This is a genomic window from Notoacmeibacter marinus (assembly GCF_002238045.1).
GTDB classification, from domain to species: Bacteria; Pseudomonadota; Alphaproteobacteria; order Rhizobiales; family Rhizobiaceae; genus Notoacmeibacter; species Notoacmeibacter marinus.
Window position 1 is genome coordinate 69,322 of the sequence record NZ_NBYO01000001.1, and the last position, 24,920, is coordinate 94,241.

General features: G+C 60.9%; 23 protein-coding genes and 1 tRNA gene. 13 read left to right on the plus strand and 11 right to left on the minus strand.

Going from position 1 to position 24,920, the window contains the following annotated elements:
* Nucleotides 1-343: 343 nt before the first annotated feature.
* Nucleotides 344-1,990 (plus strand): mechanosensitive ion channel family protein, encoded by a 1,647-nt coding sequence (locus B7H23_RS00315; RefSeq protein WP_158215726.1) that lies wholly within the window; start codon nt 344-346, stop codon nt 1,988-1,990.
* Between the two features lie 412 nt (nt 1,991-2,402).
* Here B7H23_RS00315 and clpX read toward each other — a convergent pair whose 3' ends face one another.
* Nucleotides 2,403-3,680, minus strand: coding sequence for an ATP-dependent Clp protease ATP-binding subunit ClpX (clpX, locus tag B7H23_RS00320; protein WP_094076771.1), 1,278 nt, complete (start codon nt 3,678-3,680; stop codon nt 2,403-2,405).
* Nucleotides 3,681-3,836: 156 nt separating this feature from the next.
* The gene (locus B7H23_RS00325; RefSeq protein ID WP_094075439.1) at nt 3,837-4,466 is read right to left on the minus strand and encodes an ATP-dependent Clp protease proteolytic subunit; all 630 of its coding nucleotides are present in this window, start codon (nt 4,464-4,466) and stop codon (nt 3,837-3,839) included.
* Nucleotides 4,467-4,749: 283 nt separating this feature from the next.
* Here B7H23_RS00325 and B7H23_RS00330 point away from each other — a divergent pair, with 283 nt between their 5' ends.
* Entirely contained in the window at nt 4,750-5,496 is a 747-nt protein-coding gene (locus tag B7H23_RS00330) for a hypothetical protein (RefSeq protein ID WP_094075440.1), read from the plus strand.
* Nucleotides 5,497-5,520: 24 nt separating this feature from the next.
* On the opposite strand, the gene B7H23_RS00335 is transcribed toward B7H23_RS00330, so the two are convergent.
* From B7H23_RS00335 to B7H23_RS00355, 5 genes are all read right to left on the minus strand, one after another.
* A complete protein-coding gene (locus tag B7H23_RS00335) occupies nt 5,521-7,128 on the minus strand; it encodes an alkaline phosphatase D family protein (protein WP_206608836.1) in 1,608 nt (535 codons plus the stop codon).
* An 88-nt stretch (nt 7,129-7,216) separates the two neighbouring features.
* Nucleotides 7,217-8,500, minus strand: a complete 1,284-nt coding sequence (locus tag B7H23_RS00340; RefSeq protein ID WP_094075441.1) for an O-acetylhomoserine aminocarboxypropyltransferase — start codon at nt 8,498-8,500, stop codon at nt 7,217-7,219.
* A gap of 358 nt (nt 8,501-8,858) precedes the next feature.
* Complete coding sequence (locus B7H23_RS00345) at nt 8,859-9,401, minus strand: CoA-binding protein (RefSeq protein WP_094075442.1); 543 nt, start codon at nt 9,399-9,401, stop codon at nt 8,859-8,861.
* Complete coding sequence (locus B7H23_RS00350) at nt 9,398-9,853, minus strand: VOC family protein (RefSeq protein WP_240534909.1); 456 nt, start codon at nt 9,851-9,853, stop codon at nt 9,398-9,400. Before B7H23_RS00350 ends, B7H23_RS00345 begins: the two co-directional genes overlap by 4 nt.
* The gene (locus B7H23_RS00355; RefSeq protein ID WP_094075444.1) at nt 9,838-10,653 is read right to left on the minus strand and encodes an enoyl-CoA hydratase; all 816 of its coding nucleotides are present in this window, start codon (nt 10,651-10,653) and stop codon (nt 9,838-9,840) included. The genes B7H23_RS00350 and B7H23_RS00355 overlap by 16 nt, the downstream gene beginning before the upstream one ends.
* A gap of 94 nt (nt 10,654-10,747) precedes the next feature.
* Here B7H23_RS00355 and B7H23_RS00360 point away from each other — a divergent pair, with 94 nt between their 5' ends.
* The 4 genes from B7H23_RS00360 to argC all read left to right on the plus strand — a co-directional run bounded on the left by B7H23_RS00360 (nt 10,748) and on the right by argC (nt 13,966).
* Nucleotides 10,748-11,185, plus strand: coding sequence for a PaaI family thioesterase (locus B7H23_RS00360; protein WP_094075445.1), 438 nt, complete (start codon nt 10,748-10,750; stop codon nt 11,183-11,185).
* Between the two features lie 756 nt (nt 11,186-11,941).
* Nucleotides 11,942-12,403: a 50S ribosomal protein L13 gene (gene rplM / locus B7H23_RS00365; protein ID WP_094075446.1), complete on the plus strand. Its 462-nt coding sequence runs from the start codon at nt 11,942-11,944 to the stop codon at nt 12,401-12,403.
* A 5-nt stretch (nt 12,404-12,408) separates the two neighbouring features.
* Nucleotides 12,409-12,894 (plus strand): 30S ribosomal protein S9, encoded by a 486-nt coding sequence (rpsI, locus tag B7H23_RS00370; RefSeq protein ID WP_094075447.1) that lies wholly within the window; start codon nt 12,409-12,411, stop codon nt 12,892-12,894.
* A gap of 142 nt (nt 12,895-13,036) precedes the next feature.
* A complete protein-coding gene (gene argC / locus B7H23_RS00375) occupies nt 13,037-13,966 on the plus strand; it encodes an N-acetyl-gamma-glutamyl-phosphate reductase (RefSeq protein ID WP_094075448.1) in 930 nt (309 codons plus the stop codon).
* A 29-nt stretch (nt 13,967-13,995) separates the two neighbouring features.
* On the opposite strand, the gene B7H23_RS00380 is transcribed toward argC, so the two are convergent.
* Nucleotides 13,996-15,129 (minus strand): COX15/CtaA family protein, encoded by a 1,134-nt coding sequence (locus B7H23_RS00380; RefSeq protein WP_094075449.1) that lies wholly within the window; start codon nt 15,127-15,129, stop codon nt 13,996-13,998.
* 104 nt (nt 15,130-15,233) lie between these two features.
* Between B7H23_RS00380 and B7H23_RS00385 the strand changes: the two genes are divergently transcribed.
* Both B7H23_RS00385 and B7H23_RS00390 read left to right on the plus strand, forming a co-directional pair.
* Nucleotides 15,234-15,461 carry a DUF2842 domain-containing protein gene (locus tag B7H23_RS00385; protein ID WP_094075450.1) on the plus strand — a complete coding sequence of 76 codons (228 nt, stop codon included), beginning with the start codon at nt 15,234-15,236 and terminating at the stop codon, nt 15,459-15,461.
* A gap of 128 nt (nt 15,462-15,589) precedes the next feature.
* Nucleotides 15,590-16,765: a GNAT family N-acetyltransferase gene (locus B7H23_RS00390; RefSeq protein WP_094075451.1), complete on the plus strand. Its 1,176-nt coding sequence runs from the start codon at nt 15,590-15,592 to the stop codon at nt 16,763-16,765.
* Here B7H23_RS00390 and B7H23_RS00395 read toward each other — a convergent pair.
* Nucleotides 16,762-18,819, minus strand: coding sequence for a GumC family protein (locus tag B7H23_RS00395; RefSeq protein WP_094075452.1), 2,058 nt, complete (start codon nt 18,817-18,819; stop codon nt 16,762-16,764). The genes B7H23_RS00390 and B7H23_RS00395 overlap by 4 nt on opposite strands.
* Nucleotides 18,820-19,003: 184 nt before the next feature.
* Between B7H23_RS00395 and B7H23_RS00400 the strand changes: the two genes are divergently transcribed.
* From B7H23_RS00400 to B7H23_RS00420, 5 genes are all read left to right on the plus strand, one after another.
* Complete coding sequence (locus B7H23_RS00400) at nt 19,004-19,570, plus strand: polysaccharide biosynthesis/export family protein (protein ID WP_240534910.1); 567 nt, start codon at nt 19,004-19,006, stop codon at nt 19,568-19,570.
* A 36-nt stretch (nt 19,571-19,606) separates the two neighbouring features.
* Nucleotides 19,607-20,740 (plus strand): glycosyltransferase family 4 protein, encoded by a 1,134-nt coding sequence (locus B7H23_RS00405; protein ID WP_094075453.1) that lies wholly within the window; start codon nt 19,607-19,609, stop codon nt 20,738-20,740.
* An 82-nt stretch (nt 20,741-20,822) separates the two neighbouring features.
* Nucleotides 20,823-22,367, plus strand: a complete 1,545-nt coding sequence (locus B7H23_RS00410; RefSeq protein WP_094075454.1) for an undecaprenyl-phosphate glucose phosphotransferase — start codon at nt 20,823-20,825, stop codon at nt 22,365-22,367.
* A gap of 72 nt (nt 22,368-22,439) precedes the next feature.
* Nucleotides 22,440-23,720, plus strand: a complete 1,281-nt coding sequence (locus B7H23_RS00415) for an O-antigen ligase family protein (RefSeq protein WP_240534911.1) — start codon at nt 22,440-22,442, stop codon at nt 23,718-23,720.
* A gap of 47 nt (nt 23,721-23,767) precedes the next feature.
* Nucleotides 23,768-23,844 (plus strand) — tRNA-Pro (locus B7H23_RS00420).
* Between the two features lie 55 nt (nt 23,845-23,899).
* On the opposite strand, the gene B7H23_RS00425 is transcribed toward B7H23_RS00420, so the two are convergent.
* Nucleotides 23,900-24,424 carry a MerR family transcriptional regulator gene (locus tag B7H23_RS00425; RefSeq protein WP_094076774.1) on the minus strand — a complete coding sequence of 175 codons (525 nt, stop codon included), beginning with the start codon at nt 24,422-24,424 and terminating at the stop codon, nt 23,900-23,902.
* Between the two features lie 145 nt (nt 24,425-24,569).
* Nucleotides 24,570-24,887: an integration host factor subunit alpha gene (locus B7H23_RS00430; protein ID WP_094075455.1), complete on the minus strand. Its 318-nt coding sequence runs from the start codon at nt 24,885-24,887 to the stop codon at nt 24,570-24,572.
* Nucleotides 24,888-24,920: the final 33 nt, after the last annotated feature.

Sequence of the window (24,920 nt, forward strand, 5' to 3'; positions counted from 1 at the left end):
CAATGATTGAGGAGACGCCCACTTGGATTCCCCACGAATCCGTTGGTGCCAATGTGGCGTGTCATTGGGGCTGTTTCAAGAATTCCGGGCGCTTCCGACCCTATCCGGGCCGATTCCTCCGCGGAAAACCGCCCCGGCGCGCCTTGCAGCTGCGGGAACGTAACGGTGGATCATGCATTCCAATACGATGATGGGTGGCGGTCCGTGCCGACGCGGGACCACTCGGTTGGAGGCTGGGGAGGCCGATCTGAGGGGGATGCACGTCATCATATCCATCGATTCGATTCACTTTGTACGGCATCGCTTCTGCGCTATCTGCCTGCTTATCCTGATAGGACTGGCAATGGCTCTTCCCACCGCCTTTGCGCAGTCGAACAGCAATGGCGGACCACCGAGCCGCTGGTTCGAAACCGACCGCCTGAATGCAGGCCTGCCACCGCCGACCGGTGTCGATCTTCTGCGCGAGACGCCACAATCGGCCCTCGAGACCTTTCTCATGCTTGGCCGCGACAAACGCTATGCTGACGCAGCGCACCTGCTCGACCTCACCGATATAGACCTCGCCGACCAAGAGCGGATCGGTTTCGAGCGAGCCGCCCAGCTCTACGCGGTGCTCGACCGAAAAATCTGGATCGACTGGAGCGCTCTACCAGACCGTCCAGATGCGCTCGATCCCCGTGGATCGAGCCGCGACGCCAGTGCGGGCGAAGCGCAGCGCGACCTCAGCCTTGGCCAGCTCGCGCTGGATTATCGGCCGGTTTCGCTACGATTGAGGCGTATCAAGGAGACCGGGGGCGATCCCGTATGGGTTTTCTCGCGTCAGACGGTCGGCAACATTGAAGGGCTTTACGAGGCCTATGGGCCGAGCCGTTTCGAGCGTTGGCTGCCGGAGTCGCTGAAGCAGAATACGCCTTTTGGCGTCGCAGTCTGGGAAATGGCGGCACTGCCGATCGCAATCGTTCTCCTTATCGCCGTCTTCCTCACGGTCTATCGCGGGCTCCGCAGCTTCCAGTCGCGAACCGACCGTAGCGTCGTCGCGGAACTCCTGGACGCCATTGCCCTGCCGGCAGCGTCCATGCTGACGGGCGTTATCGGCTGGCTCCTCACCCGGTATCTCTTCGTCTTCTCCGCCCCGGTCGACGTGTTCATGACGCCGCTATGGACCATGTTCCTCGTTCTGGCGTTGATCTTCCTGTTCGTGCGCATCTTCGACACGATGCTGGACAGGGTCTTCGCCAGCAAGATCGACGACATCTCCAAGCCGGAGAACGAAGGCGACCGGGAACTTCAGACCAATCTTTCGGCAGCGCGCCGGATCGCACTTCTTGTCCTCGCCGTAGCGGGGTTCGGGATCGTTCTGCTGCAAACCAATGTGTTCGACGGCATGGCGGTGGCGCTTCTCGGTTCGGCGGGCCTGCTGACGCTGGTGATCGGCTTTGCGGCCCGCTCGGCGCTATCCTCCATCATGTCGTCGCTGCAGATCGCGCTGTCGAAATCGGCCAAGATCGGCGACGATGTTCTGTTCGAAGGTTACTGGTGTACCGTCGAGCGCATCAACTTCACCTTCATTCAACTGCGAAGCTGGGATCGGCGGCGGATCATCGTGCCCGTCGATTACTTCGTCAGTCATCCGTTCGAGAACTGGACCAAGCAGGATGCGACCATCACCAAATATGTCGAACTTCGGCTGAACCATCTCGCCGATCTCGAACCGATGCGCGAGCGCTTCCAACAGTTTGTCGAAGAGGACGCGGATATTCTGACGAAGAACGAGGCGAAGGTGCAGGTCGTCGGGCACGAGGCAACGGGCATGCTGGTCCGGTTTTACGCGGATGCACGCGATCCCACGACCGGCTGGAACATGCAGTGCCGGCTGCGCGAGGCCATGCTGACCGCCGCTGCCGAACTGGAACCGAAGCGCGGCGACGAAGCGCTCTATCTGCCCGCCGAACGCGAAGCCAAGATTATCGATCTAACCGATGGAGGCTGATCACCCGCTTGTCCCATCGGGCGAAGGCGATTGCTTCGGTCGCAATCAGCCCCTTGCGTGGTTATCGCAGCGATGTGGGCCGGAATGACCCCAGTCGCGGGTGCAAATCCGCGAACATTCGCTGCACATACGGTCGCACTGCCCAGCGCCGGCGGTCGGACGGTGCGACCACCGGACCGGGATCGCACTACCGCAAACGTGCCTCACCCCTTCTCCAACGATCAGCAATGTCTTTGGATCGAAATGCTTCATTTCACCCTCCCATGACCTTACGTCAATTATGGCGCAGCGTGGATAAAGCGGCAAGGGTGATCGGTTGTCGGCTGGTCGGCGATAAGGGTGTCCCGACCCCGCAAACGAAAAGCGCCCCTGCGGGCGCCTCTCTTAGTCTCGGCAAAGTTATGCGTGCGTGTCAGGCGGACGTCTTGTCCTTTTCCTTGCGCGATTCCGAATAGATGTAGAGGGGCTGGGCATTTCCGCCCACGACCTCTTCCGAAATCACGACTTCCTGAACGCCCTCCATACCCGGAAGGTCGAACATCGTGTCGAGCAGAATGCCTTCCATGATCGACCGCAAGCCACGGGCGCCGGTCTTGCGCTCAATAGCGCGCTTGGCGATAGCGCGCAGCGCATCCTCGTGGAACGTCAGTTGCACGTCTTCCATCTCGAACAGACGCTGATACTGCTTGACCAGAGCGTTCTTCGGCTCGCTCAGAATCTGGATCAACGCATCTTCGTCAAGATCCTCGAGCGTGGCGAGCACCGGCAGACGACCGACGAATTCCGGGATCAGACCGAATTTCAACAGATCTTCCGGCTCGACCTTGCGGAACAATTCGCCCGTCTTGCGATCATCCGGGTTTTCGACGCTAGCGCCGAAACCGATGGAGGTCTTGCGTCCGCGATCGGAGATGATCTTGTCGAGGCCGGCAAACGCGCCACCCGAGATGAACAGGATGTTGGCGGTATCGACCTGCAGGAACTCCTGCTGGGGATGCTTGCGTCCGCCCTGCGGCGGGACCGAAGCGACCGTGCCTTCCATGATCTTCAGCAGCGCCTGCTGGACGCCCTCGCCCGACACGTCGCGCGTGATCGACGGATTGTCGGATTTGCGGCTGATCTTGTCGATCTCGTCGATATAGACAATGCCGCGCTGAGCGCGCTCCACATTGTAGTCAGCCGATTGCAACAGTTTGAGGATGATGTTCTCGACGTCCTCGCCGACATAGCCGGCTTCGGTCAGCGTGGTGGCGTCGGCCATGGTGAACGGCACATCGATGATGCGCGCCAGGGTCTGTGCCAGCAGCGTCTTGCCGCAGCCGGTCGGGCCGATCAGCAGGATATTCGACTTGGCCAGCTCGACATCCTGGTTCTTGGACGCATGGGCCAGACGCTTGTAGTGATTGTGGACCGCGACCGAGAGAACCCGTTTGGCGTGCGGTTGTCCGATGACGTAATCGTCGAGGACTTCCAGAATTTCCAGAGGGGTCGGCACACCATCAGACGATTTGACGATGGAGCTCTTGTTCTCCTCGCGGATGATGTCCATGCACAGTTCGACGCATTCATCGCAGATGAAAACGGTCGGCCCTGCAATCAGCTTGCGGACCTCGTGCTGGCTCTTGCCACAAAAAGAGCAGTACAGCGTGTTCTTCGAATCACCGCCCCCATTGCCGCCGACTTTGCTCATATGTTCGTCCTTTCGCTGCCCCGCGTCGCCGTTCTCACCAACGGTTCGCGTCAAGGGACTGATTCATGCAACCCAAACACAATTCGCCAATGCAGGCAATTCAGTGAATGGGAAAGTAAAACGGGCCGTTTTCGCCGAAGCCGGCCCGTCGCCTTCTTACTTGGCCTCGTCTTCGACCGCTTCGCGGGTCGTGATGACCTTATCGATCAAACCCCAGTCCTGTGCCTCGTCGGCCGTCATGAAATGGTCGCGGTCCAGGGTCCGTTCGACCGTATCGTAATCCTGATTGGTATGTTTGACGTAAACTTCGTTCAAACGACGCTTAAGCTTGATGATGTCCTGAGCGTGGCGTTCGATGTCGGACGCCTGACCCTGAAAACCGCCGGAGGGCTGGTGGACCATGATGCGGGCATTGGGCGTTGCGAACCGCATGCCTTCCGCGCCGGCGCAAAGAAGGAGCGATCCCATTGACGCCGCCTGCCCGACGCAGAGCGTGGTCACTGGCGGCTTGATGAACTGCATGGTGTCGTAGATTGCCATGCCGCTCGTCACAACACCGCCCGGCGAGTTGATGTAGAGGCTGATCTCCTTGGCGGGGTTCTCCGCTTCCAGAAACAGCAGCTGCGCACAGACCAGCGACGCCATACCGTCTTCGACGGGGCCGGTAATGAAGATGATGCGTTCTTTCAAAAGCCGCGAGAAGATATCGTATGCCCGTTCGCCGCGATTGGTCTGCTCCACGACCATCGGCACAAGGCTCATTGCGGTTTCGATTGGGTCTCTCATAGATAATCCTTAAACGTTACGGAAAGCGGAACGGATTGTCCGTTTCGCCCTGAGCGGCCAATTGGCGGGGCCTTCGGAAAAAGGGGTAGCCGCGGACTCCCTAAATAAGGGTTGAGCGTTCCCGATAACAAGACCATCGCGACGCCGTGCAAAAGATACAATCCTAAGCAGTAACCTTTCGCGCAAACCCTGTTGCCGGAAATGGCAGCAAAACACGCTTTTCCTGCGTTAGCCTGACCATGATGACGGCTATTTGCGTTGTTTGTGGAAAGGACGTGACAGCATGACCCACCGTTCGACCGTTGCCTTTCGCCTCATTTTGGCCAGCGCGGCAAGTGTCTCGCTGGGGCTGGCGAGCATCCTGCCCGCCGCCGCCGGCAGCCATTCGGCCTCCTGCTATCAGCCGGTTCACCACCCCGCGAAGTACAAGACCGTGACCAAGCGGGTGCAGGTCGCGCCGGCCCGCCGCAGCGTCGAACACATCCCGGCCATCACAAAAACGGTCTGGCAGACCGTCGTCACTCAACCGGCCCGAACGGAATGGCGCTATGTTCCAGCCGTGACGCGGGGCGTGAAAAGACGGGTTCTGCTGCGTCCGACCGAACGCGTGCCGCAGCATCACCCGGCGGTCACAAAGATCGTCCACGAGACCGTCACGGTGTCCGGCGGCTATGGATGGGAGTGGCGGATGGTGCACGGCAAGAAAACGCTGTGCAAAGTGAAGCTGCCGCCTCGCCACGAGACCGTCGCCCGCCAGGTCACCGTTCGGCCCGCGACGGTGAGCTACAAGATCATTCCGCCCCGCTACGGCACCGATTGGGTCGAGGAGATCGTTCACCCCGCGCGGACGGAAGAAGTTCATATTCCAGCCGTTCGCGAACGGGTCGCGCGCACCGTGGTCGTTCGCCCGGCCAGTGAACGCGTCCACACGATCCCTGCGGAATACGCGACGGTGACGGAACAGGTGAAGGTGCGCGCGGCGTCGACCGGCTGGAAGGCGGTCAGGGTCCCGGAACATTGCCGCCACTGAATAGGAAAGAGCGGACGGGCTCCGCTAGACGGACGGATCGACGGCGCTGAGATCGAGCATGTCCGTCGTCCCGTCCTCTTCCGTTTCCCACCAGGCAAGCCATTGCTCGCCCTTGCGCATCAGGCGAAGATAGTTGCGCTGATCGCAATAGGTGCGCGGATGGCCCGGTATGGATCGCATACGGATCGGATGGTTCGGCAGCGGCGTCTCGCCGAGCCAGGCCAGGGTTCCCAGCGTTCGCGCCCAGCCGCGCGGGGGCGGATCGTGGGTGATGCCGGACGCCACGAGCTGATGCACCGTTCCCGTCTTGCAGGCGAGCGTGCCGCGCGTTGCCAGATGAATCTCGCCGGACAGAACGGTGACATCGGTGCCCTCCTCGTCCTTGGCTTTTACCAGTCGGGCCAGCATTCGCGTCCACTCCTTGCGATGATGCCGGCTCTGCCACTGATCGCGCAGATCGTCCTCATATTTCTGCGCCCCTGGAATGATGTTCATCATCGATTCCACAAGCGATAAGCGCGGGCCGAGAACCGGAACCGTCGAGACGAACAGGACACGATGACCCGCGGCCTTCTTCAGTGCCTCGTCGAATGTCCGCCAGCCTTCCTCGCCCATGACGCGATCCGGGCGGCGCTCGCTGCGCAGATCGGGTGCGAGGACATGGAGACCGGGCAGTTCGACATGAACGCCGAAGCCGCCCGCCGTCCGGTCCATCATGATATCGGGCAGATCGTCCAGCGTTGCGGCCTGCTGGAACAGAAGAAAGTGTTCGCGGGCCACCTCGTAAACCGTCTGGCCGACCGGCGAATCGAGTTTGCCTTCCGCCAGCGATCCCCAGCCGTCGCAAATATCGTGGTCGTCCCACATCGAAATCGTGGGCACCGAACTGAGAAGCGATTTCGCTTCGTCATGACCAAGCAGCACCAGATAGCGGCCAAAGAGCGATCGCGACAGCGCCACACGAATGGTCTCGACATCTTCGGCGGTGACGTCGTTTCCGAAATAGTCTTCTTCGTCCTCCCACCGGCGTGTCAGCGGATGAGCGTCGAGGATCTCGTCGGCGTAGATCTGGTCGCCGCCCTGGAGGAGCAGATGCAGCGGCGCTTCGGCGTGCTCGGCCTTCAGGCGCGACCACAAGGTGTTGCGCTGTTCCTTCTCCCGCTCCAGATCGCCCTGCTCCTGCCCGTTGCATGAAACGAACGCGACTCGCATATCGTCGCCTTCGTAATCGGTCGCCAGATTGATCCGCTCGCCATCCAGTTCGTACCAGCCATTGGGCAGCCCGACAGGCAGTTCGAAAAGGTAGCGATCTGCGGTGACACCGTATCGATTGAAGACCGCGTGCGGCTGCCATTCCCGTTCATCGGTCCGAAGCGGCGCGCTCGGCCTGTCGCTCGGACGCAGCGTCAGAAGCGCGAAATGGGCGCGTCCCTCTTTAGCGCCCCGCATATAGAGAAGCGGACCAAGCGTTTCGGCGGCTTTGCCGATCGCCTCATCGGAAGGCAGATCGCTCTTTCGTTTGTTATCGCCGGTCAGCATGCCGCCCCAGATGTTTGAAAAATCGTCGTTGCGCTCCGACAGATAGGCGTAATGGCGATCACTGAAACCGCCATTGCCATTTCTTAATCCCACAGCCGCACCTTCGCGGGACTTGGACAGTGATTTCCTGACTCGGAACCGGGTCGGGAGCCGCGGTGCGCCCGCCCGGAGACCTTGAATGTCAGGCCTTGGCAAGCGCCTGGTCGAGGTCGGCCAGAAGATCGCCGACCGCCTCGATACCGACCGACAGGCGTACGACCTCATTGCCCGCGCCTGCCGCGCCGCGCTGTTCGTCGGAAAGCTGGCGGTGCGTGGTCGAGGCCGGATGGATCACGAGGCTGCGCGTATCGCCGATATTGGCGAGATGGCTGAAGAGTTCGAGGCCCTCGACGAATTTCACGCCGGCCTCATAGCCGCCTTTCAGGCCGAAGGTGAAGACCGCCCCTGCCCCATCCGGCGCGTATTTCTGCTGGAGTGCATGATTGGGCGAATCGTCGAGGCCGGAATAGTTCACCCATTCCACCTTGTCGTGGCCTTTCAGGTGTTTCGCGACTGCCAGCGCGTTTTCGCAGTGACGCTGCATCCGCAGCGGCAAGGTCTCGATACCGGTCAAGATCTGGAAGGCGTTGAACGGGCTGATGGCCGGGCCGAGATCGCGCAGGCCGAGCACGCGGCAGGCGATGGCGAAAGCAAAATTGCCGAAAGTCTCATGCAGCTTGACGCCGCCATATTCGGGCCGCGGCTCTTTCAGCATCGGATAACGGTCCGAGGCGCTCCAGTCGAACGTGCCGCCATCGACGATGACCCCGCCCATGGAATTGCCGTGGCCGCCAAGAAACTTCGTCAGCGAATGCAGAACGATGTCGGCGCCATGCTCCAGCGGGCGACAGAGATAAGGCGTCGCCATCGTATTATCCACGATGAGCGGAATGCCGGCCTTCTGCGCGACTTCCGCGATGGCCGCGATGTCCGACACCGCGCCAGCCGGGTTGGCGAAGCTTTCAATGAAGATCGCCTTGGTCCGCTCGTCGATCAGATCGGCCATGGTTTCGGGCCTTTCGACATCGCCCCAGCGCACTTCCCAGCCAAAACTCTTGAAGGAGTGGCCGAACTGGTTGACCGAGCCGCCATAGAGCTTCTTGGCGGCGACGAAATTGTCGCCCGGTTCCATGATCGTGTGGAAGACCAGCAACTGCGCAGCGTGGCCGGACGCGACCGCCAGTGCGGCGGTGCCGCCTTCGAGCGCGGCCAGGCGCTCTTCAAGGACGCCCTGCGTCGGGTTCATGATGCGGGTGTAGATGTTGCCGAAAGCCTGCAGCCCGAAGAGCGAGGCGGCATGGTCGGCGCTTTCGAACACATAGGATGTGGTCTGGTAGATTGGCGTTGTGCGCGCACCGGTGGTCGCGTCAGGCTGGGCGCCGGCGTGAATTGCCAGGGTCGAAAATCCGGGCTGCTGGTCGGTCATTCTTATTCCTCATCATAATCCGAGCTGAAAATCGGTGGGGACATTGGCGACAGCTTCCGGCGATGTCCAGAGAAAGAGACAATCGAGCATGTCTTGTCATTCGCCCGTCACATCCCCACTCTATAAGCAATCGCGAAGACACGATACGGACCACGGAAGAACTGGCCGGCGTGTCTGCGACATATTTCCGAAGGTCGCGATACCGGCCATGACGCAGCCTTATTTGGCATTAACCCTTTGTTAACCATTTAAGCGCAGCATACTATTTCGGAAATTGGGCCGAGCCACGGATGTAATGGTCGGTCCACTCCTTAAAGCGGGTTCGTCAGAGCCCGCTTTTTTGGTGTCTTAACCTGAATCATTCCCGACGAATGCCGAGGCTTTGCACCTTATGACCGGCAACGGGCCTTCGCGACGACAGAACGCGGCTGTTCACGCCATTCCAGCCGATCTCGCCGGACAGCCGCGCATATTCGATTTTCGGGCAGCGATCCATGATGACCGTGATGCCGGCATCCTCCAGCCGCGCGGCGCTCTCATCGTCGCGCACGCCCAGTTGCATCCAGACGAATTTCGGCAATTTCTCCATCGCGAGGATTTCCGCGGCGATGCCGGGTACGGCGTCCGGCGCCCGGAAAATGTCGATCATGTCCGGCGTGGCCGGCAGATCGGCAAGCTTCCCGTAGGTCATCGCGCCGCAGATCGGCTTGCCGGCCTGGCCAGGATTGACCGGCCAGACCTCATAGCCCTTGTCGAGAAGATATTTCACGACGAAATAGCTCGGTCGGGCCGGATTGGCCGATGCGCCGAGAACGGCGATCGTTTTCGTTTCCGCGAGTACGCGGACGATCAGACGCTTATCGTAATGATCGTGCCCCGAAAGAGATGCCCCGTCGCTCATTCCGGCAGTCCCATATTTCCATCCTCGTCAAGCGGCGCCATCGGGTTGTGGGCCAGTTCCCACAGATGACCGTCGGGATCGGCGAAATAGCCGGAATAGCCGCCCCAGAAGACCTTTTCCGGTCGTTTGGCCGGGGTGGCTCCAGCCGAGACCGCATGATCGAAGGCGGCATCGACTTCTCCTTCCGAGGCGAAATTGATCGCCACCGTCACGCCGGAAAAGCCGGTTTCGGTGTTCTCGATATCCGCATCCTTGGCGAGATCGGCACGGCCGAACAGGCCAAGTTTCGTGCCGCTCATATGAAAGAAGGTGACGCTGTCGTTGGAAGCCGAGGACTTCTTCCAACCGAGTTTTTCGTAGAAGGCCGTCGAACGGGCGACATCGGCAACGCCGAGCGTCACCATTGTCATGCGGGCGGGGAGAGCGCCGGACATCGTCATTCGTCCACCCATGTCGGCGTCCGCTTTTCGATGAAGGCGCTCATGCCCTCATCGGCGTCCTTCGCCATCATGTTCTCCACCATGACCCGAGCGGTCTCCTTGTAGGCTTCGGAGAGCGGCAATTCCGCCTGCCGGTAGAACGCCTCCTTGCCGATCTTGAGCGTGAAGGCCGACTTGGAGGCAATGGTTTCGGCGTATTTCTGGACGACCTGTCCGAGATATTGCTTGGGCACGACGCGATTGACGAGGCCGATCTCACGCGCATGGGTGGGGTCGGTCGTCTCGCCGGTCAGGAGCATTTCCATGGCGTGCTTGCGGTGCACATTGCGGCTGAGCGCCACCATGGGCGTCGAGCAGAACAGGCCGATATTGACGCCGGGTGTTGCGAAGCGCGCTTCTTCCGAGGCGATCGCCAGATCGCAGGAGGCGACGAGCTGGCAGCCGGCGGCAGTCGCCACGCCGTTCACCTCAGCGATCACCGGCACGCGCAACCGAACGATGGTCTGCATCAGATCCGCACAGCGCTGAAACGTCTTTTCGAAGAAGCAACGGCCCTTGTCCGCCTCATCGCGCGCGGCCTGCATTTCCTTCAAATCATGGCCGGCGCAGAAAACCTTGGCGTCCGAGGCGAGCACAACCACGCGGACATTACGGTCCTCGGCAGCCGCTGTCAGGGCGTTCGTCAACTCCTCCATGAAACCGAGGCTCAGCGCATTGGCCGGCGGGCGAGCCATGGCGATGCGGCGCACCCCGCCCTCCTGCGTGATCCGCAGAGTTTCCGTGCCGTGTTCGATCTTCAAAACCTCACCCATGGTCCGCTCCCGATACTTCGCCCTTTTGATAAAGGCAGTCCGATTGCACCGCCTTTGGCGGTCAAGATAGGGTTTCGACCGCGAGGAGACAGTGATGGCAACAACCGATAGCAGTTTGACCCCGGTGCTTGGCAAGGACGATGTTCAGCGCATCATGGCCGAGGGGTTCGGCGAATATCACGATGATTTTCCGTTTGAGGTGACGGAGGTCAGGCCGGGCGAAGTCCATCTCCGCTTTCACGCAGAACAGCGCCATTTGCGCCCCGGCGGCACGGTGTCCGGCCCCGCGCTCTTCACGCTGGCCGATGTCGGTGGATGGGCCTGCGCGCTCTCCCACGTACGGGGCGACCCGCTGATTGTGACCACGAATCTCAATATCAATTTCATGCGGAAAGCCGAGGTCGGGCCGATCGACGCGATCTGCCGCATCCTCAAGATGGGCCGTTCGCTGCTGGTCTTCGAAGTGGAGATGATCTCCGGGGGCCAATGTGCCGCCCATGCGACGGGAACCTATGCCATTCCGGCGGCGTGAATTCACTAGGTAGCTGTTTCAACAGACCAGAAACAAGCTGGCTAACTCCACGAACTGGAAGCAGACGAGCCGAAAGAGACGTTTCACAAGACGCTAAAGCACTTTAGGAACAGCGTAAGCAAGATGGACGCTGATAAAAGCTAACTCACGATTAACCATTAACGACTAGAGTGGGAGTGGAGCGGACCGCACTGGGAAGATTGTTCCGCCCCACCCGAAGTCAGCCTAACTGTTACTTCCGTTTGATGGTCTCAACGACGTGAGTGTTCGGCTTGCCTTTGGCGGCTTTCACCGTCGTGAACTTGCCGGTCACAGCGCTGCGACTAATTTTGATCTTAGTCATGGCATTCACCTCCTTTCACGGGCCGGTCGCCCGTCCGTAAAGGCATCGGCACGAAAGAATGCTTTGCCATTCAAGATCAGAGCAATTCTGCATTGATTCGGCACTCTCCGTCGAGAGTGCTAATCTTAGAATGAGCTGCAGGCGATTCTATCGTGGTGCGTCAAGTATAATATCGCCCATTATTCAATGGTATCATAGTACCGCAAACAGTAACATATTGTTTTTCCTTTATCTTCGCGATTTTGCAGCAAAAAATCTGGCTTGACGCCGCCCCGGTTCTGACCTATTGAGCGCGGCATCGGTGGTCCGGCATCCCATGTCCGGGCCATTGTTTCGTTCGGATATGCCCCGGCATCGCCGAACCCAAGCAACAAAAAACGCCGGCGCACCCGCCGGTTCCAAAGGACGAAACCATGAAGACCTTTTCGCAGAAGCCTGCGGAAGTGACGAAGGACTGGATCCTGATCGACGCCGAAGGGCTCGTCGTCGGCCGTCTCGCTTCCCTGGTCGCCAACCGCCTGCGCGGCAAGCACAAGCCGAGCTTCACCCCGCATGTCGACGATGGCGACAATGTCATCATCATCAATGCCGACAAGGCCGTCTTCACGGGCCGTAAATATGAAGACAAGAAGTATTTCTGGCACACGGGCTATCCGGGCGGCATCAAGGAACGGACCGCCAAGCAGCTGTTCGAAGGCCGCTTTCCGGAGCGCGTTCTGGAAAAAGCCGTGCAGCGCATGATTCCGCGCGGCCCGCTCGGTCGCCGTCAGATGAAGAACCTGAAGGTTTATGCCGGCGCCGAACACCCGCACGAGGCGCAGCAGCCGAAGGTGCTGGACGTCGCCGCCCTGTCCTCCAAGAACACACGAGCTTGATCCAAATGGCTGATTTGAACTCCCTCGAAGAACTGGGCGAAGCCACCGGCGTCGAAACGACGACCGAAAGCAGCGCTCCCGTTCATGTCCAGAAGCTCGACGCGCAGGGCCGCGCCTATGCGACCGGCAAGCGCAAGGATGCGGTCGCCCGCGTCTGGGTGAAGCCCGGTTCCGGCCGCATCAGCGTTAATGGCAAGGAATTCGCCGAATATTTCGCGCGTCCCGTCCTGCAGATGGTGTTGCAACAGCCGATCGTGGCCGCCGACCGTGCGGGTCAGTACGACGTCGTCGCGACGGTTGCCGGCGGCGGCCTTTCCGGCCAGGCCGGTGCGGTCCGCCACGGCATTTCCAAGGCGCTGACCTATTACGAGCCGACGCTACGTGGCGTGCTCAAGAAGGGTGGCTTCCTCACTCGCGACAGCCGCGTCGTCGAGCGCAAAAAGTATGGCCGCGCGAAGGCCCGCCGGTCCTTCCAGTTCTCCAAGCGCTAAGCGTTTCGGACAGACCATCTGCGAGAAGGCCGGCTTTCATGCCGGCCTTTTCTTTTGCGTGTCAGCCGAAAGCGCTCCGCTTGTCATCGGCCGCGACGCGAAATATCAGGCACGCTGAACGAGTACGAGAATGGGCAGGGCTATGACGGCGAAAATCTTCATCGATGGCGAACATGGCACGACGGGTCTGCAGATCCGCGAGCGTTTGGCCAAGCGCGACGATCTGACACTTCTTTCGCTGCCGATGGACGACCGCCGCGATGCGGCAAAACGCGCGCGTTTCCTGCAGGAAGCGGATATCGCCATTCTCTGCCTGCCGGACGACGCGGCGCGCGAAGCTGTGTCGCTTGCTGCGGGCGAAGGCACGCGCTTCATCGATGCCTCCACCGCGCACCGGACAGCCGATAACTGGGTCTATGGGTTTGCGGAACTGACATCCGGCCAGGCCGAGCGGATTGCCGCAGCCGATCGGGTTGCCAATGTCGGCTGCTACGCGATCGGCTCCGTCGCAATGCTTCGGCCCCTCACCGAGGCCGGCATTTTGCCGCGCAACTATCCCGTCACCATCAATGCGGTATCGGGTTACTCCGGCGGCGGCAAGCAGATGATTGCGCAGATGGAAGACACATCGCGCGACGATGCCATTGCGGCCAATCACTTCGCCTACGCACTCACGCTGGCGCACAAGCACTTGCCGGAAATCATGATGCATGGCGAAATTGCGCGCAAGCCGGTCTTCACGCCGGCTGTCGGGCGCTTCGCGCAGGGCATGCTCGTCAATCTTCCGCTCCACCTCGATCTTCTGGACAGCAACCCGGACATGGCTACGATCCATACGGCGCTATCGGATCACTATGCCGGCCAAAAGCATGTCGCGATCGCGCCACTAGGCGAAGCGAACACTTTGCCCCGGCTCGACGCCGAGGCCATGAGAGACACGGACGATCTGCTAATTCACGTCTTCGGAACCGAAGGCGGCGGACAGATCAATCTCGTCGCCGCACTCGACAATCTCGGTAAGGGCGCATCCGGCTCGGCGGTGCAGAATCTGGACCTGATGCTGGGTCGCTGACGGTTCTCTTCTCAGGGGCCGGAGGGCGATCAGGCGCCCTGCGCCGCCGCCCAACCATCGGTCTGCGGCCGCACTTCGACGCGGGTCTGGGGCGGATAGGCGCCTTTCGTGCCCCGCCAATGCGCGGTTGCCCATCCCAGAACCACGATGGCCAGACCCTGATGCGCCAGCGCCGTGTGAAGCGGCACGGCCCAAAGCAGCGTCAGAATGCCGACGACCATCTGCGCCAGGACCAGCAGCACGAGAATGGCCGCCCGACGCGCATGGGTCGTGTTGCCATTGGCGAAACCGGCAATGGCATGCCACAGCACGGCAATCGCGACGACATATGCGCCGACGCGATGAATGAACTGCACAGCCTTCGGATTCTCGAACAGATTGCGCCAGCCCGGCTCCAGCGTATCCAGCCCGGACGGTATCCAGGCGCCATCCATGCGCGGCCAGGTGTTGTAGGCAAGACCCGCATCGAGCCCGGCGACGAAGCCGCCGAGGAAAATCTGGATAAGGACAAGCAGCACGATCAGGCCCGCGCCGATCTGAAAGCCGCGGGACGACGGCGCGCCGCTATGAGGCGCCAACCCTCGTGCCACGGCCATGGTGGCCGTGAAGATGAGGCAGGCCGTCGTCAGATGGACCGCCAGACGGTATTGCGAGACATCGGTCCGCTCGGTCAGACCGGACGCGACCATCCACCAGCCGATCCCGCCCTGCAGGCCGCCAAGCAACAATATGCCGATCAGCCGTGGCAAGACGCGCCGTTCGATCTTGCCGAGCGACCAGAAGCCGATCAGTCCCGCGGCGAACACCAGCCCTACACCACGCGCCAGGGTGCGATGCGCCCATTCCCACCAGAAGATCGTCTTGAACTCATCCAGGCTCATACCCGCATTGATCTCGGTATATTCCGGAATCTGCTTGTATTTCTCGAACTCCTCCTGCCATTGCGCGGCATCCAGCGGTGGAATGACCCCGTGGATCGGCTTCCACTCGGTGATGGACAGGCCGCTATCGGTCAGCCGCGTCGCGCCCCCCACCAGAACCAGCGCGAAGATCAGAACAAGCACGAAATAGAGCCAGAGCCGTATCTGCCGGCGATTCCTGTCTTCCTTGCGGGTCGCGGCCACAGGATCGAATTCGGAGGAGTATGCGGAGGTGGCGGCCATAGCCAGGCGGTCCTTTCGGCAGAGCGCAATGGGCGGGTTGTGCCGCAGCCCGAAATGGTTTTCAAGCGGCACGTCGTGCTGCCACCGCAATACAGGCCCTTACCATGCGTCCCAATCTACGCACCCTGGTCGGATCGATCCTTCTCATCCTCCTGACCCTGTTCTACGCGTGGCTGACCGTCGCGGTCGCTTCTGCGCGCCTCGCCGAATCGAGCGGGCTGACGCATTTGATCTTCTTCGCCACCACGGGCCTTTTCTGGATTCTGCCGGCCATGTGGCTGGTACGATGGATGTATCGTCCACGCGAGAATAACGGATCGCGTGACGACTGAACGTCCGCTAACCGCTGATTTACCACGCCGGTTCGCGGCCGCTTCACGCTCATATTTGCTTCAGGAACGTCTGGTCTAATCCGGCAGAGTCCGAGACCCGCCTCGAACGACGTTCACCGGAAGCCAGGATGATCCAACCCATCGCCCGCCAGACACCCGCTCGCCGCACGGTTCCTGCCCCGACAACCGTGCCCTTTTTCGCCGGCGATGGCTGGCGCGTCGTCAGCGGTTCGGACGGTCATGCCCTGCACCGGGATCTGACGGAGCAGGCCGTGGCATTCGGCGCGCCACAGGGCCCGCATTGGGCAGAAATCTGGGCGGATGAGAAGGCAGGCCAGATCATCTACGCGATCTTCGTTGAAGACGGGCTGCCGGTCCTGTCGCTCCCGCTGATCGTCCATTCGTCCTTCGGTGTCACGGTCGCTGCCATACCCGGCGGATCGCACGCCAATGGCAGTTTCCCTGCTTTGCGCGAACCTGCTGAAAAGACCCTTCGCCCGGACAGTCTCGCTCGAACCTTGCAGGAGATTTATCCTGAGATCGATGCTCTTGTGCTGGAGCGAATGCAGCCGGCGTTGAACAATCTAGCCAATCCGTTTCTGCCTCTGAATACCAATACCAGCGTCAATCCCGCCCTGGCGGCCAATCTGGACGGCGGGTGGGAACTCTGGCTGAAACGCAATTCCGGCAAGAAGAAACGCAAGAAACACCGGCAAGACCAAAGCGCGCTGGAATCCTTGGGACCGCTCAGCTTCGAGATATTGAACGAGCCGTCCCAGATCGCCGCTGCGCTGGAGGCATTCTTCGCGATGAAAGCCAAGCGGTTTGGCGAGAGGGGAATCAGCAACGTCTTCGCCGACAGCACCGTCCGGGCCTTCTTCCATCGTTTAGCTGCCGATGGGCATCAGCAGTTCGACATCTCCGTTCTGCGCGTTGGCGAACGCCCCATCGCGATTGCCGGTCACAGCCTTCTACCTGACAGACTTGTCTGCGAATTTTCGGCATTCGAGCCTGTCGACACCGATATCCGTTCCGTCAGCCCATCGCTATACATGCACTTCGAATCCATCAAACGCGCGGCGAATGACGGCTATCGCTACTATGATTTTTCCGTCGGCGACGAAGAATACAAGCGGCGCTGGTGCGATACGCGAACAGAGCTGTTCGACGTTGCCCTCGGACTGACGATGAAAGGGCGCATCTATGCCTTGAATTACAGGACGCTGGCGCGGATGAAACGGAGCGTCAAATCGAACGACGGCGCCATGCGGATACTCCAGAGAATACGGCGCTTGGGTCGTTAAGCCACTTCCGCGCTCTTCGATCGGCTTTTCGTCAGTTCCGCGCAAGTTGCGATCGTAAGATTGCGGTAGCCGGCCTCATGGAGTTCGCGCACATGGGAATCGACCATGGCGTCGGCCGCCTCGATGACGGAGACCACGATCTCCGCATTCTGGCTGCGAAGCTGCGCCAGACCGGCAGCGTCCGTCGATCCCGCTTCGACCAGAACCATGTCGAACACATCCTCCAGCGCATCCAGTATGTCGGGCAGCCGGTCTATCTGATCGATCGCCTCGGCCGGCTCGGTGAGGCCGAAAGGCACGATCGACAGGTCCGAATAGCAGTCGCCACGGACCACCTGCGACAGCGTGGCCTTGTCGGCCAGCACATCCATGATGCCGATGGCCGTCTCCCCATCGAGCGATGGGCGGGTCGCGGCGGCGTTCTCGGTAAGATCGAACAGGATGGCGCGAATTCCAGCATCGGCCAAGGCGCGTGCGATGGCCAGGCCGACAATCGCTGCGCCGTCGCCTTCCGGGCTGACGAACACCACACGGGAGGCGCCCGTTTTGGCAAGCACGGCGACCATTGCGTCCGCCGTGGTGGCGACGGCCACTTCGGGCTCGGGAGCTATCGGCGCAATATCGGCGTGCGACGGCGCCAGATCGGGCGCATCGCCGCCGTTGCGCGGACGCGAAGCCTGCTGGACCACAGGATGCGGGGCCGCGAGCACGGTTGGACGAAGTGCGCGCCCGCTCATCAGTTCAGCGATCAGAACGGCGACGATAGCCAGAAGCAGACTTCCCACGAAAGTGGCAGCGACAATGGGAACCGGCTTTGGGAACACGGGCGATGTCGGCACCGTGGCGCGCGAGAAGATACGCGCATCGACCGGCTGGTAATCACCGGCATCGCGCGATTGCGCCGCCCGGTAGCGGGCCAGATAGCTTTCCAGCAGGTCGCGCTGCGCTGAGGCTTCGCGCTCCAGCGCACGTAAACCGACCTCTTCCTCATCGACCCGCGCCGACTCCGCCTTCAACGAGGAAATACGGTCGGACAATTCCTGTTCGCGCAAACGCGCGGTTTCGGCTTCCGACGCCAATGCATTTGCAGCTCTACGGGCTTCGGTTCGGATCTGTTGATCCAGTTGCGAAAGCTGGCTGCGCAAGCCGCGCATACGGGGATGATTGTCCAGTAGCCGCGCCGACAGCTCGGCAATATCGCTCGCCAGTTCCGCGCGGCGTTCCTGAAGGTTCTGTACGGCCGGTGAGTCCAGGACGGCAGGCAGACCGTCCAGCCCCTCGCCCCGGCTGAGAGCTTCGCGAACGCTTCTGGCCTGCGCCGCTGCATCGGACGCCTCTGCGCGGACGCGCGACAGTTCTGCCGAAAGATCGCCAAGCTGCTGACTGGCCAGCGTACCGTCGGTGCGAACGGAGGGTATGTCCTTTTCGGCACGATAGGCTGCAACCGCCGCTTCCGCTTCGCGCACGCGCTTTTGCAACTCGTCGATTTCCGGCGAAAGCCAAGCCGTCGCAGAGGCGTTGCTGTCCGCCTTCGCGCGAGCCTGGACCGCGATATATTCGTCGGCCACCGCATTGGCGCCCGCCGCCGCCAGATCGGGGTCTTCGGATTTGAACTCGATCACGATGACGCGCGAATTGGCCACGCGGTAGACGGTGACGTGTTCGCTGACCCGCGACAGAATATCGTTATCGGGCTCGGAGAAGGGCAAGAGCGACGATGGCTGAAACTCTTCCCGGCCAGCAAGATCGAGGCGCTCCACAACATTGGCCAGCACCTCCGTCGACGTCACCAGCGCAACCTGGCTTTCCACGGCCTCCGTATCGAGCGCAGAGCGGTCGGACTGGTTCGGACGCGTGAAGACGCTTTCGCCAGTCTCCACAATAACCCGCGCTTCGCCCATATAGGATTTCGGCAGCAGGATCACCGCGAAGACTGCCAGTGCCGTACAGGCTAGAACGGCGATCAGAATCTTCAGCCAGTTGCGCCACAATGCGCCGAACAATGCTCCCATATCGACATCGACGTCCTGCTCGTGCTGGGAAACCTGGCGCATAGGTGAAAACTCCGAAACTATCGGTATGAAAGTAAAGAAGGATGGTTTCACATGCGTTAAACCGTGAATAGTGTGTCGAGCCCGGCCTTCGAGGCGCTTTACCGGGTCTTAACCCTAATAGATCGATAACGTCCTATGGCCACTTTGCCCCTTCGGCTGTGGCGCATGTGTAGGACCCTGAGCGATGTTGCCGAACCGATTGCTTCTCATGCTGTTTGCCGCCGTTCTCCTGACGGCTGCGGGATGCACGCATTACAGGCCCGCACCAGCAGCGTTTCACGCCGCGCTTCAGGAACCGTACCGGCTCGATGCCGGCGACAATATTCGGTTGCTGGTTTATGAAGAGGACGATCTGTCGCAAACCTACGCCGTCGATCAGGCCGGCTATGTCTCCATCCCGCTCGTGGGATCGGTGCCGGCGCGCGGCCGCACGGCGCAGGAGCTGGAACTCGACATCGCCGCCAAGCTGGCGAATGGATTTCTGCGCGATCCCGATGTCGCGGTGGAGGTCGATCGTTACCGTCCCATCTTCATCATGGGTGAAGTGGGCGCAGCCGGACAGTATCTGTATGTGCCCGGCATGACGGTGCAAAAGGCGATCGCCGCGGCCGGGGGTTTCAGCACCCGCGCCTATCAGGGCTCCGTCGACATCACCCGGACGGTCAATGGCGAAGTCATGACCGGCCGCGTGCCGATCTCCGATCCTCTGCTGCCGGGCGATACGGTCTATGTGCGCGAAAGGCTGTTCTAGACCCATGATCCCGGTGGAACCCAGAGGCTGACGGTCATGCGCATCGTCCACTGCTTCCGTTCGCCAGTTGGCGGTATTTTCCGCCATGTGCGCGATCTTTCATTGCGGCAGGAAGCCATGGGGCACCAGGTCGGTATCGTCTGCGATTCGACAACCGGTACAGCGTTCGAAAATGAGGCGCTGGAACGCCTCGGCAGTCAGATCTCGCTCGGCTTGGATCGCCTGCCCATGCAGCGGCATATTAGTCCTCGCGACCTCTTCAGCGCGTTCGCCACCCACAAACGTTTCATGACGATGAAACCGGACGTGATCCATGGCCATGGGGCCAAGGGCGGTGTCTTCAGCCGTGTGTTCGGCACTTGGCCGAATCGGGGCCGTCGGCCCTTGCGCTTCTATTCGCCCCATGGCGGCAGCCTGCACTATGATGAAACCACGCGCACCGGGAAGATCTTTGCGCTGCTGGAACGGCAGTTCTCCCGCATCTGCGACGGCATCTGCTTCGTGTCGGATTACGAACGCCAGACCTTTCTGCGCAAGGCGGGCGAGCCGCATTGCGCAACCCGGCTCATCTACAACGGTCTGTCGGAAGAGGAATTCGAACCGGTGCCGCTCGATAAGGACGCTGCCGACTTCCTGTTCATCGGCATGATGCGGGACCTGAAAGGCCCGGACCTCTTCATCGATGCCTTCGCCAGCCTGCCGACGAGCGATGACGGGCGGCGACCGACCGCCGTCATGGTCGGCGATGGCCCGGACAGGCAGGCGCTCGAATTTCAGGTTCGCGAACTGGGGCTGGCCGACGTCCTGCAGTTCCATGATCCCATGCCGATCCGCCAGGCGATGAGAATGGCGCGCCACGTGGTGCAACCCTCCCGTGCCGAAGCCATGCCGTATACGGTGCTCGAAGCGTTGGCGGCAGGGCGCACGATGATCGCCACGCGCGTCGGCGGCATTCCGGAAATCCTCGGTCTCAACTCCATTGCGCTGATGACGCCTCACGCGCCCTCCATCGCAGACCGCATGGCCGCGCTTCTGGCGAATCCGAACCGTTTCGCCGCCGCCATGCCGGACCGGCGGTTCATGGCCGACACCTTCTCCATCGAGACGATGGCCAACGCCATTACGCAGTTCTACCAGGATCGAAAAAGCGTGCGCTTCGGCGATTCCTGAGTTCCAGGGGGAAGATTCAAGCCTTTCTAACCATTTTTATGGGATAAAGAGCTATGAGAGCGTATTTGCCCGATAGAAGAGCATGAACCAGCCTGATCCGACCGAACGTTACAGCCGGGAAGCCGTGCGCCGTACAGTGATGGACCCACCGTCGCTCGATCCGGAAAATCGGCGCCGGCTGAAGGCAATCGCTCGCTCCGTGGCAGCGCAATATCGCGACGACAGCCTGTCTCCCGGCATGATCGCCGGCATTATGCGCTTGCTGGAATTTGCCCTTATCAACGTCGTCGGACATCTGCTTTGCGCGATGCAGGTTCACGATCCGACCGTGCCGCATATCTACTATGTGCTTCTGATCACGGGCGGCAGCACGGTGTGTATCGGCGCGTTGAGCATTGCCGACGGCTATGACGTTGCATGCCTCAGGCGTCCCTTCGCCTATTTGAACCGGCTGGTGACGGCGGTCGCCATTGCGTTTGCAATGGTCGCCCTTGCAGCCTTTTTCCTGAAGATCGGCGCCTTCTATTCGCGCTTCTGGTTCGGCTCATGGGTGCTGGCGACATTCTCGGCACTCTTTGTCCTGCGCTTCGCCGTCAGCCGACTCATCATGCGCTGGTCGCGAAATGGACGCATCGAGCGGCGCGCCGTCATCGTCGGCGGTGGAGAACTGGCGGAAGGATTGATCCGCCAGCTGGAGAACTCGCCGCATAACGACATTCGCATCTGCGGCATTTTCGACGATCGCGACGATCACCGAAGCCCGCCCGTGGTCGCCGGCTATCCGAAGCTGGGCGATATCGACGATCTGGTCGAATTCGCACGGATCGCGCAGATCGACATGCTGATCGTTACTCTGCCGCTTACGGCGGAAAGCCGCGTGCTGATGATGTTGAAGAAGCTCTGGGTGCTTCCGGTCGACATCCGTCTGGCGGCGCATTCCAACGCCTTGCAGTTCCGACCGCGCTCTTACGCCTATCTCGGCGATGTGCCGACGCTTGCTATTTTCGACAGACCGATCACCGATTGGAGTTCGGTTGCGAAACGTGTCTTCGACATCGTCTTCTCGCTCGCCGGGCTGATCCTGTTTTCCCCGATCATGATCGCCACGGCGATCGCCATAAGGCTCGACAGCCCGGGTCCGGTCTTCTTCAAGCAGAAGCGTCATGGCTTCAACAATGAAGAGATCGATGTTTACAAATTCCGCTCGATGTACACCGATCAATGCGACCCCACGGCCAGAAACGCCGTCACCAAGGGCGACCCCCGTGTCACACCCATCGGCCGTTTCATCCGCAAGACGTCCATCGACGAATTGCCGCAGTTCTTCAACGCGCTGTTCGGCTCGCTCAGCCTGGTCGGGCCGCGTCCGCATGCGGTGACCGCCCAGGCCCATGACAAGCTCTATGGCGAGGTGGTGGACGGCTATTTCGCGCGGCATCGGGTGAAACCGGGCGTGACGGGCTGGGCGCAGATCAATGGTTGGCGCGGTGAGATCGACAGTGAAGAGAAAATCGAGAAGCGTACCGAATTCGACCTTTTCTACATCGAAAACTGGTCGCTGCTGTTCGACCTGAAGATTCTGCTCCTTACGCCGTTCAGCCTCTTCAACACCGAAAACGCCTATTAGGCTATGATCGCGGGCACCAGCTCAACGATCGGCGAGAGCTCCAAGGGGCATCCAACGCCGTCCGTTTCACGCATGGCTGCCCAGCGCCATCTTATCGGTCTCGTAGCGAAAGCTGCGATTGGCCTTGCCGTGCTGCTGGCCGGCTTCGTCAAATTCGAGCCGGCGCCCTACGAGCTCTACATGGCGGCTCTGATTCCGATCTGGGCGCTGTTCGGCCTGCGACTTGCGGCATCGATCACGCCGTTGATCTTGCTGCTCGTCACGTTCAATATTGGCGGCCTGCTTTCCATGCTCGTTATGGACGAACTCTACGATACGCCGCTCTATCTCGCCGTTTCCCTCTTTCTGGCGTTCAGCGCGATCTTCTATGCCGCAGTGATCCGCCAGCGACCCGACGTGCTGCGAACCATCATGATCGCATGGGCTGCCGCCGGCGTGGTGACGTCCACTCTCGGCATCGCCGGCTTTTTCGGCGTACCCGGTCTCGATCTTTTCACGCGCTACGGGCGGGCCACGGGGGTTTTCGAGGATCCGAACGTCTTTGGACCCTTTCTCGTGCCGCCGAGCCTTTATCTGCTGCATCGGGTGGTAACGGGCCCGGCCGGCGCGATGATGCTGCGGGCGCTCCCCCTTCTGGTTATCGTGCTGGGCATTTTCTTTTCCTTCTCGCGCGGAGCGTGGGGGCTGCTGATCGTCAGCGTCGCGATTCAACTTGGCCTGTTGCTGCTGCATCACCGGTCCGGACGGTTTCGCATTCGCATCCTGATTCTTGCGCTTGCCGGGTTCGCGCTGCTCGGCCTTAGCATCGTGGTGGCGCTGCAGGTCCCGACCGTCGCCGAGCTCTTCTCCACCCGCGCCCAACTGGTCCAGGATTACGATGGCGGCCGCATGGGTCGCTTCGATCGGCATATCTATGGGTTTAAATTGGCCATGGAGAACCCGCTTGGCATCGGTCCGCTGAATTTCGGTCGTATGCTCGGCGAAGATACGCACAATGTCTGGCTGAAGGCGCTGATGGGCTATGGCTGGCTCGGGTTTGCCAGCTGGTTCATCATGATCGTCTGGTCGCTGGTTGCCGGGTTCCGCATCCTGTTCCGCCAGCGCGCGTGGCAGCCCTTTCTACTGGTGTCCTGGGTTGGACTGCTCGGCCATACCTTGCTGGGGTTCATCATCGACACCGATCACTGGCGTCATTTCTATCTTCTGCTCGGCATGATCTGGGGTTGCATCGCCTTGGAATCGCGCGTTCAGGGCAACACGCTCGATGCAGATGGAAGGCGGATCGGACCGGCGCCACCGCCGGCCTGGACCCAGTTCGGAACGGATACACGGCCCGCGCGGCGCGATGCCTGATTTCCCCTTGCGCGCTCCTGCCAAGCCACGTAGAAGGCGAACCGGCTCGGAGCGTAGCGCAGCCCGGTAGCGCACTTCACTGGGGGTGAAGGGGTCGTCGGTTCGAATCCGGCCGCTCCGACCATTTTAGACAGACCTGGCCGAAAACTCCGTTAGTGGCGAGAACGAGCAGCGTTCTCCTAACGCGCCTGATCCAAAAGCCGCTTGCATTCCAGAAGATCGAAAAGCGCCTCCTGAAGAAGGTTGCGATGATCGCCGGACAGCGGCATCGACGCGCCCTCGCCGGGTGCGCCCTTGCCGTCTCCGCTGCGCTCCGCGCGCCCCCTCGCCTCACCCAGTAGCGGATCGGCCGCCTTCGCTGCCGGGCTTCGCCCCCGGTCGTTCGCTACCTTGGCCTTGCGCGCGGCCACAGCCTGCAGGGCGTCGCTGTCACCTGCGCCAATGGCGGCGACCTGGCCGACACCGCTTTCCTTGAGGATCTTCTGCACACCCTTGATGGTGTAGCCCTCATCGTAGAGCAAATGGCGGATACCGCGGATCAGATCGACATCCTGCGGGCGATAATAGCGGCGCCCGCCACCGCGTTTCATTGGGCGAATCTGGTTGAAACGAGTTTCCCAGAACCGCAGAACGTGCTGCGGAAGGTCCAGATCGTCAGCGACCTCGGAAATCGTTCGAAAGGCATCGGCGGCTTTGTCAGCCATGAACATCATCCTTGGGCCCGTTCACTCGAATCGGCTGCTATCAAAGATCAGCCGGCCGCACGGTGCAAGCCGACGACCGACCGCCCTCGATAGGCGAAGCGCACATATCTAACGCCGAAAGGGATTGAGACCGGAAGAAGTCTCGTCAGCTTTTCTTGCCGCCTGCGCCATGGCCGTCGAGAATACGCTGCTTGAGCACATTGGAGGCCTTGAACGTCATGACACGGCGCGGCAGAATCGGCACTTCTTCGCCTGTTTTCGGATTGCGCCCGATCCGCTCATTCTTGTCGCGCACCTGGAAAGTCGCGAAGGAGGAAAGTTTCACGGTCTCGCCGCGAACAATCGCATCGCATATTTCGCCGATCACCTGCTCGACCAGTTCACCCGATTCGGAACGTGATAGCCCGACCTGGCGATAGACAGCTTCAGAAAGATCGGCGCGTGTCAAAGTACGCGAAGCCATGGATACTTCCTCCGGTTTGAAGAAAGGGTAGGT

What these genes read in the sequence shown, in the direction of transcription:
- B7H23_RS00315 (WP_158215726.1), top strand. Translation starts at nt 344, where the DNA reads ATGGCTCTTCCCACCGCCTTTGCGCAGTCGAACAGCAATGGCGGACCA.
- clpX (WP_094076771.1), bottom strand. Translation starts at nt 3,680, where the DNA reads ATGAGCAAAGTCGGCGGCAATGGGGGCGGTGATTCGAAGAACACGCTG.
- B7H23_RS00325 (WP_094075439.1), bottom strand. Translation starts at nt 4,466, where the DNA reads ATGAGAGACCCAATCGAAACCGCAATGAGCCTTGTGCCGATGGTCGTG.
- B7H23_RS00330 (WP_094075440.1), top strand. Translation starts at nt 4,750, where the DNA reads ATGACCCACCGTTCGACCGTTGCCTTTCGCCTCATTTTGGCCAGCGCG.
- B7H23_RS00340 (WP_094075441.1), bottom strand. Translation starts at nt 8,500, where the DNA reads ATGACCGACCAGCAGCCCGGATTTTCGACCCTGGCAATTCACGCCGGC.
- B7H23_RS00345 (WP_094075442.1), bottom strand. Translation starts at nt 9,401, where the DNA reads ATGAGCGACGGGGCATCTCTTTCGGGGCACGATCATTACGATAAGCGT.
- B7H23_RS00350 (WP_240534909.1), bottom strand. Translation starts at nt 9,853, where the DNA reads ATGGGTGGACGAATGACGATGTCCGGCGCTCTCCCCGCCCGCATGACA.
- B7H23_RS00355 (WP_094075444.1), bottom strand. Translation starts at nt 10,653, where the DNA reads ATGGGTGAGGTTTTGAAGATCGAACACGGCACGGAAACTCTGCGGATC.
- B7H23_RS00360 (WP_094075445.1), top strand. Translation starts at nt 10,748, where the DNA reads ATGGCAACAACCGATAGCAGTTTGACCCCGGTGCTTGGCAAGGACGAT.
- rplM (WP_094075446.1), top strand. Translation starts at nt 11,942, where the DNA reads ATGAAGACCTTTTCGCAGAAGCCTGCGGAAGTGACGAAGGACTGGATC.
- rpsI (WP_094075447.1), top strand. Translation starts at nt 12,409, where the DNA reads ATGGCTGATTTGAACTCCCTCGAAGAACTGGGCGAAGCCACCGGCGTC.
- argC (WP_094075448.1), top strand. Translation starts at nt 13,037, where the DNA reads ATGACGGCGAAAATCTTCATCGATGGCGAACATGGCACGACGGGTCTG.
- B7H23_RS00380 (WP_094075449.1), bottom strand. Translation starts at nt 15,129, where the DNA reads ATGGCCGCCACCTCCGCATACTCCTCCGAATTCGATCCTGTGGCCGCG.
- B7H23_RS00385 (WP_094075450.1), top strand. Translation starts at nt 15,234, where the DNA reads ATGCGTCCCAATCTACGCACCCTGGTCGGATCGATCCTTCTCATCCTC.
- B7H23_RS00390 (WP_094075451.1), top strand. Translation starts at nt 15,590, where the DNA reads ATGATCCAACCCATCGCCCGCCAGACACCCGCTCGCCGCACGGTTCCT.
- B7H23_RS00395 (WP_094075452.1), bottom strand. Translation starts at nt 18,819, where the DNA reads ATGCGCCAGGTTTCCCAGCACGAGCAGGACGTCGATGTCGATATGGGA.
- B7H23_RS00400 (WP_240534910.1), top strand. Translation starts at nt 19,004, where the DNA reads ATGTTGCCGAACCGATTGCTTCTCATGCTGTTTGCCGCCGTTCTCCTG.
- B7H23_RS00405 (WP_094075453.1), top strand. Translation starts at nt 19,607, where the DNA reads ATGCGCATCGTCCACTGCTTCCGTTCGCCAGTTGGCGGTATTTTCCGC.
- B7H23_RS00410 (WP_094075454.1), top strand. Translation starts at nt 20,823, where the DNA reads ATGAACCAGCCTGATCCGACCGAACGTTACAGCCGGGAAGCCGTGCGC.
- B7H23_RS00415 (WP_240534911.1), top strand. Translation starts at nt 22,440, where the DNA reads ATGGCTGCCCAGCGCCATCTTATCGGTCTCGTAGCGAAAGCTGCGATT.
- B7H23_RS00425 (WP_094076774.1), bottom strand. Translation starts at nt 24,424, where the DNA reads ATGGCTGACAAAGCCGCCGATGCCTTTCGAACGATTTCCGAGGTCGCT.
- B7H23_RS00430 (WP_094075455.1), bottom strand. Translation starts at nt 24,887, where the DNA reads ATGGCTTCGCGTACTTTGACACGCGCCGATCTTTCTGAAGCTGTCTAT.